We start from the raw sequence: 6,345 nt of genomic DNA on the forward strand, positions 1-6,345 counted from the left end.
CCTGGCCGAGCCCCCCGCTCGACCAGCAGCGGCGCCGCCAGCCCCCCGGTCCAGGTTGGTACGGCAGGCCGCCAGCACGCCCGGCACCTCGGCCAGCCGCGCCACGGCGGCGTCCACCAGCTCGGCCTCGGGGGCCAGCCCGTGCAGGAAAGGACTGAACATCGAGGCGAAGAGCGGCCCGACGTAGAAGGAGGGATCCCGCCGCCAGGACGGCCAGGTCTCCTGGGCGACCGCCCCGCGGAGCGCGGAGACGACCAGCTCCCGGTCGATCCGGTCCTCGAACCCGTCGTCCTCCGCGCCGTCCCCACCGTCCCCACCGTCCCCGCCGTCCGTGTCTCCGGCGGCCTCCAGCCGCTCCAGCCAGCGCCGCGCCTGCGCCTCCCGGGCGGCGATGCCGGCCTCGGTGAAGTCGCCGAGGGTGCGGTCGTACCCGGGCGCGCCCGCGAGGGAGGCGCGGACGGGGTTCGCGTCGAGGTACCAGTCGAGGAAGCCGTCGACCAGGCGGGCAGAATCGGGGGAAAGATCCGTCATGCGCGGTGAGCCTACCCGGCGTGCCCGGCGCCCGGCGCTCCGCGCGCACCCTCCCCGGCACCGGGACCGACCGGGCCACCGGACCACCGGACCACCGGACCACCGGGTCGACGGGCCGGCCGGGCCGGCGGGGCCACCGCCGCCGGCCCGGAGCCGCCGAAGCGCCCCGATCAGCCGGTACGGCTCCGCCCGTCCCATAAACTACTGCTGTGGCTGACCCGAAGTTCGAGATCCAGATGCTCCACGACCGCGTCATGGTCAAGGTCGAGCAGGAGTCCGAGGAGCGGCGCAGCACCGCGGGCATCGTGATCCCGGCGACCGTGAAGATCGCCAACCGCCTCGTCTGGGGCGAGGTCTGCGGCGTCGGCGCGAACGCCCGCGCGGTGAAGGTCGGCGACAAGGTCCTGTTCAACCCCGAGGACCAGTACGAGGTCGAGGTCCACGGCCAGACCTACCTGGTCATGCGCGAGCGCGACCTGCACGCCATCGCCACCCCGCAGACCGACAACGGCACCGGCCTCTACCTCTGAGCCTCCAGGTGCCCCGCGCCGGGCAGCCGCGGAACCCGGGTCACTTTCGGGTGTAGCCGAGATAGAGCTTCTTGTTCCAGTCGGCGGCGGAGAAGGCCGCCAGTGTCCGGACGGTCCTGCCCGTCAGGTCGCTCAGGACCACGCGGTGGGTCCCGCCGGAGGCCAGGACCGCGATGAGGTGCCTCTCGTCCCACCAGCCCCAGATGCTCTGCGGCCGGATGGCCACCCGGGCGGCGGCCTTGCCCGTGGTCCGGTTCCAGACGCAGACGTGCTCGGTGTAGGAGGCCGGGCACCACGTCGCCAGAGCACGGCCCGACGGCGAGAAGGCGTCCTCACCGCCGACCGGCGTGCCCGTCCCGGTCAGCGTGCGCCGGACCGACCCGTCCTGGCCGTAGAAGCGGGTGCCTCCCCGGTGACCCGCGACGAGCTCGGCGCCGTCGGGGCTCCACCGGAAGGTCGCCGCCGCGTCCACCCCCGGCACGGTCACCGTCCGCGCCGACCCGGCGGCCGCGTCGACGATCACGAACCCGGTGGTCGCCCAGGCCGACCCGGACTTCTTCCTGACGGTCAGGACCGCCTTGCCCGCGTCGCGGGACCAGCGCGCGGAGTTCGCGACCAGGGGTTTGCGCACGGTCCGGATCCGGGTGCCCTTGCCCGACGCGACATCGAGGAGGACCACCGAGTCGTATCCGGAGCTGTAGGCGGCCGGGACCGCCAGTGCCCGGGCGCCCTTCGGCGCGACGGTGACCTCCGCGTCGCCGGTCCTCCTCGCGAACCCGGTGCCCCTACGCAGGTAGGCGGCACCCTTCAGCGTGTACGAGGTCACCCGCGCGGGGTCGGCGGAGTCCTCCCGCACGGTCGCCGAGGTGCCGGGCAGCTTGATGTCCACCGGCGCGGCCGTGTGCGCGCCGGCGTGCGCGGCGAGGGGGGCCGGCACGATCAGCGCGGCCGCGATGACGGCGCCGCGGAGCAGTCGGTGAATCCCGTGAGTCAGGGGCACGGCCGCAGCCTAGGCCGGGAGATCCTCATGATTCGAGATCTATAACGAATCGGTTGGCCTAACAAGGGCCGCGTCCGCGGCCGGCCGCCGCCTCTCCCCGCGGGAGCGGAGCGCCGACCGGGTAGGCTCATCCGGCGTGGAACCCATGGAGATCACCGCGGGCACGCTGCACCTGCGGCCGTGGCGCGCCGAGGACGCCGGGGTGGTGGGCGCGGCCCTGCGCGACCCCGAGATCCGCCGCTGGGCGACCGCCTCCCCCGGCGTCCCCGACGAGAAGGCCTGGCTCGCCGACCGGATCGACGGCTGGGCCGACGGTTCGTCGGCCTCCTTCGCCATCGCGGACTCGACCACCGGCGAGGTGCTCGGCCACATCAGAGTGCGGACCTGCGGCGCCGGGACCGGCGAGGTCGGCTACTGGGTCCTGCCCCCGGCCCGCGGGCGCGGGGTGGCCGGTCACGCGCTCGGCGCGGTCGCCCGGTGGTCGTTCGCCTGCCTGGAGCTGTCCCGGCTGGACCTGCGGCACGCTGTGGCCAACCCCGCCTCCTGCGCGGTCGCCAGGAGGAACGGGTTCGCACTGGCCCGGCTGCTCACCCAGCCGTCGCCGGACGGAGGGGACGAGCTCGTCGAGATGCACCTGCACACGCTCGCCCCGCCTGCCTGACCCGCCCGCCGAATCGCCGGCCCGGGGTCAGCGGATGAGGAGTTTCTGGGCCTCCAGGACGAGGTCGACGCCGAAGCTGAGCTTGACGCCGAAGTAGACGATGGCGGTGGCGGTCGCGGCGGCGACCAGGATGACCAGGCCCTTGACCGCGAGGTGCTGCCGGCCGAGCCAGACCATCCAGGCCGACAGGGTTCGCTTGCCGAACTCCAGCAGCCGGTGGGCCCAGTGGAACTCCAGAGCCAGCACCGCCAGGCCGGCGAAGACGACCGCCCAGCCGGGACCGGGGAACGGCACCATGATGAGCCCGGCGACGACCAGCACGCCGCCGAGCGTGCCGACGACGATCTTCAGGGTGAGGCGGCCGGCGCGGGTGGACCGGATGGCGTCCAGCCGGCCGTGCAGGCCCGAGCGGATGGGCGAGTGCTCGGCCGCCTCGGCCTTCATCGCCTCGGCGTCACCGGTCTCGCGCATGGTCGGGCCCTCCCCCTCCGCCGCTCCGGTCCCGGACGGTCGCCCGGCGCCGTCCTGGGTGCCTCGCACCCCGTCTGAGATGGCCACGTGCTCCCCCGGACAGTCGGTTTCGTTCCAGGATAGCCCGCGCGTCCGGGCTCCGCTCCTCCCCGCGGACGAGTCCGGCCTCGTGCCCTCGGAGGGCACGAGGCCGGAAGACCGTCCCGCCGGGCGGAACCGGCCGTACGGCCGGGGCCTCCCCGCGGGGTCACCTCGCGCGGGTCAGCCCGCGGTGCAGGTGACGGTGGCGGGGACGCCGTTGGCGCCGGTCCAGCTGCCGCCGAAACCGAACGAGGTGGAGGCGCCCGCGTTCAGGTTGCCGTTCCAGCCCGCGTTCTCGACGGTGACGTCCGCCCCGGTCTGGGTGTGCACGCCGCTCCAGAGCTGGGTGATCTTCTGGCCGTCGGGGAAGGCCCACTTCACGGTCCAGCCGGTGATCGCGGCGGTGCCGGTGTTCTTGACCGTCACCTCGCCCTGGAAGCCGCCGGGCCAGGAGTTGGCGACCTTGTAGGCGGCGGTGCAGCCGCCCTCGGTGGATCCGCCGGTGGTGGTCGTGAAGGTCACCGGGTCGGAGGCGGCCGAGGTGTTGCCGGCGGCGTCGCGGGCCACGACGTAGTAGGTGTAGGAGGTGTCGGCCGTCAGCCCGGTCAGGGCGAACGACGCCGAGGAGGGTGAGCCGACCTTGACGTCCGTGGCCCCGGCCTCGCGGTAGACGTCGTAGCCCTCGACGCCGACATTGTCGGTCGAGGCCGTCCAGGTCAGCGTGGCGCCGGTCGAGGTGATCGCCGAGGCGGCCGGCCTGCCCGGCTTGGACGGGTCGGTGGTGTCGTCGTCCGGGGGCGTGGTGCCGCCGTCGCCGGTGTCGGCGTAGACGATGCCGCGGCCGTTGGTGCCCAGGTAGACGCGGCCGTAGATCCGAGGGTCGCCGGTCAGGGCCTCGCCCATGTTGCCGTACTGGTGCTGGTCGTCGTTGACCCGGACCCAGGTGGCGCCGGTGTCGTCGGAGCGGAAGACGCCGGTCACGCCGCCGATCGTGGCGACCGCGTAGAGCGCCTGGTAGCTCCGGCCCTCCGCGGCCTTGCCGAAGCCGATGTTCACCGCGGACGTGATCCCGGAGAGCTTGGTGAAGGAGGCTCCGCCGTCGGTGGAGCGCCAGATGCCGGACGCGCCCTTGGCGGCGTCGCCGCCGGCGAGCCAGATGTGGCCCTCGCGGCCGGGCACGGCCTTGAACTTGACGTTGCCCTCGGCGGGCAGGCCGGTCGCGGCGGAGGCCGTGAACGTGGCGCCGCCGTCGGTGCTGGTGTAGAACTTCCCGGCGCTGAAGCCGTAGAACCTCTTGGCGTTCACCCGGTCGGACTCGACCACGGCGCCGGTCGGGATGCCGGTGGAGGCGGTCCAGCTGTTGCCGTAGCCGACCGAGTGGTGCACGGCCACGCCCTTGGGCGCCCAGACGAACCGGGAGCCGTCGGCGGCCGCGGCGACGGTGCCGCCCTCGTTGATCCCGCCGGGCTCGGTGCCCTGGAACCAGTTGGCGCCGCCGTCGGTGGAGAAGGCGACGTGGCTGTCGCCCGGCCTGTCGGCGTCGGTGAAGTTGCCCGCGCGGACCATGATGTTCGGGCTGGTCTCGGCGTAGTCGAGGCTGGTGGTCGAGGTGAAGTTCGGGGCGGTGAACATCATCGGCGGGACCTTGGTGAGGTCGGTGTGGCGGAAGCCGCCGATGTCGCCGAGCGCGCTGACCAGGGGCGCGCCGCTGGGCGGGCTGACCAGGTCGAGGACGGCGGTCTCCTCCAGGCCCTGGACCATCGGCTTGATGGTGAACGTGCCGCCGGTGTCCCACTTCTTCAGGTCCTCGGTGCCGTAGATCGTGGCGCCGGTGCCGTACATCATCCGGTTGGAGTCGAACGGGTCGATCTCCACCGACTCGTTCATCCAGCCGAGCTTGGGCGCCTCCTCCGGCGGCTGCGGGTTGGTCCCGAAGGTCAGCCACGGCGCGGAGGTGATGTCCATGGTGTAGCGCTTGGTCCGCTCGGGGTAGGAGCCCCAGTCCCAGATCCGGGTCCAGGTGGCGCCGGCGTCGGTGGACCGGAAGAAGATCGCGTCGGGCCACCAGGAGACCTGGGTGGCGACCATGATCGTGTTCGGGTTCTGCCGGTCGATGGTGAGGCCGCTGTAGCCGAAGTAGTCGTCGGCGGAGCTGGACGGGATCGGGCTGATCTGCGTCCACGCGCCGGTCTCGGTGTCCAGCTTCCACACGTCGCCCTTGGCCCCGTCGTACGGCCCGCCGGTGTCGCTGGTGGCGATGTACAGGGTGCCGGTGGTGTGGTCGAGCACGCCCTTGTGGGCGATGTGGCCGGTCGGCTGCCCGGCGACGCGGGTCCAGGTGGCGCCGCCGTCGGAGGAGCTGTAGACCGTGTTCTCCTTGTCGGCCACGCCGACGTAGATCTTCTGCGTGGTCTTGCCGGCCGCCGCCGAGGTCGGGTCGAAGGTCACCCAGACCACGCCGGGCCGGTGGCTCAGGTAGCCGTTGGGGTCGCCCGGGTCGGCGGCGTAGTTCCCGGGGTTGGGGAAGCTCGCGACCTTGGCCCAGGTGACGCCCTTGTCGGTGCTGCGCCACAGGCCGTTGCCGTCGGGCGCGCCGAGGTAGATCACGCGGTTGTCGTTCGGATCCACGGCCAGCCGCTCGCCCATCCCCCGGCCGGGCATGTTTCCGCCGAGCTTGAACGGCAGCTCGGTGGCCTGCCAGGTCTTTCCCTTGTCGGCCGAGCGCAGGATCGCGCCCTTGTTGGGGTCCCAGTCGTTGGTGTACATCCCGGCCGCGACGTAGACGCGGTTCGTCTCCACGGGGTCGGTGGCGAGGCTGACCACGCCGTTGTACCCCCACTTGTCCCAGCCGACCCAGTCGAGCAGCGGGATCCAGCTCTTGCTGGACTGCTCCCACCGGTACGCCCCGCCGATGTCGGTGCGGGCGTAGATGAGGTTCTTCTCCTTCTGGTTGAAGATGATGCCCGGGACGAACCCGCCGCCGTCGATCCGGACGTTCTTCCAGTCGTTGGTCTCGGCGGCCATGGCGGTGGCGGCGGTGGCGGCGGCCGCCAGGGCGCCGGCCGGGGCGG

At 72.9% G+C, this 6,345-nt stretch carries 6 protein-coding genes; 2 read left to right on the top strand and 4 right to left on the bottom strand.

Annotated features, from left to right (window positions below; all coding sequences use genetic code 11):
* Window positions 1-531 (bottom strand): DUF885 family protein (locus ACWJ6R_RS27755; protein WP_449065055.1); only part of this gene is annotated, 531 nt, incomplete at its 3' end.
* Between the two features lie 209 nt (window positions 532-740).
* On the opposite strand from ACWJ6R_RS27755, the gene ACWJ6R_RS27760 reads away from it, so the two are divergent.
* Window positions 741-1,061, top strand: coding sequence for a GroES family chaperonin (locus ACWJ6R_RS27760; RefSeq protein WP_068896762.1), 321 nt, complete (start codon window positions 741-743; stop codon window positions 1,059-1,061).
* Between the two features lie 40 nt (window positions 1,062-1,101).
* Here ACWJ6R_RS27760 and ACWJ6R_RS27765 read toward each other — a convergent pair whose 3' ends face one another.
* Window positions 1,102-2,061 carry a WD40 repeat domain-containing protein gene (locus ACWJ6R_RS27765; protein WP_449065056.1) on the bottom strand — a complete coding sequence of 320 codons (960 nt, stop codon included), beginning with the start codon at window positions 2,059-2,061 and terminating at the stop codon, window positions 1,102-1,104.
* Between the two features lie 145 nt (window positions 2,062-2,206).
* On the opposite strand from ACWJ6R_RS27765, the gene ACWJ6R_RS27770 reads away from it, so the two are divergent.
* Window positions 2,207-2,722, top strand: a complete 516-nt coding sequence (locus ACWJ6R_RS27770; protein ID WP_449065059.1) for a GNAT family N-acetyltransferase — start codon at window positions 2,207-2,209, stop codon at window positions 2,720-2,722.
* A 27-nt stretch (window positions 2,723-2,749) separates the two neighbouring features.
* Here ACWJ6R_RS27770 and ACWJ6R_RS27775 read toward each other — a convergent pair whose 3' ends face one another.
* Window positions 2,750-3,193 carry a TIGR02611 family protein gene (locus tag ACWJ6R_RS27775; protein WP_449065057.1) on the bottom strand — a complete coding sequence of 148 codons (444 nt, stop codon included), beginning with the start codon at window positions 3,191-3,193 and terminating at the stop codon, window positions 2,750-2,752.
* 261 nt (window positions 3,194-3,454) lie between these two features.
* Window positions 3,455-6,345: cellulose binding domain-containing protein (locus ACWJ6R_RS27780; protein ID WP_449065058.1), on the bottom strand; the 2,891-nt coding region annotated here is incomplete at its 5' end.

It is taken from the genome of Planomonospora algeriensis, from assembly GCF_977012225.1.

Coding starts and splice junctions, on each gene's coding strand:
- ACWJ6R_RS27770 (WP_449065059.1), top strand. CDS start 2,207: ATGGAGATCACCGCGGGCACGCTGCACCTGCGGCCGTGGCGCGCCGAG.
- ACWJ6R_RS27775 (WP_449065057.1), bottom strand. CDS start 3,193: ATGCGCGAGACCGGTGACGCCGAGGCGATGAAGGCCGAGGCGGCCGAG.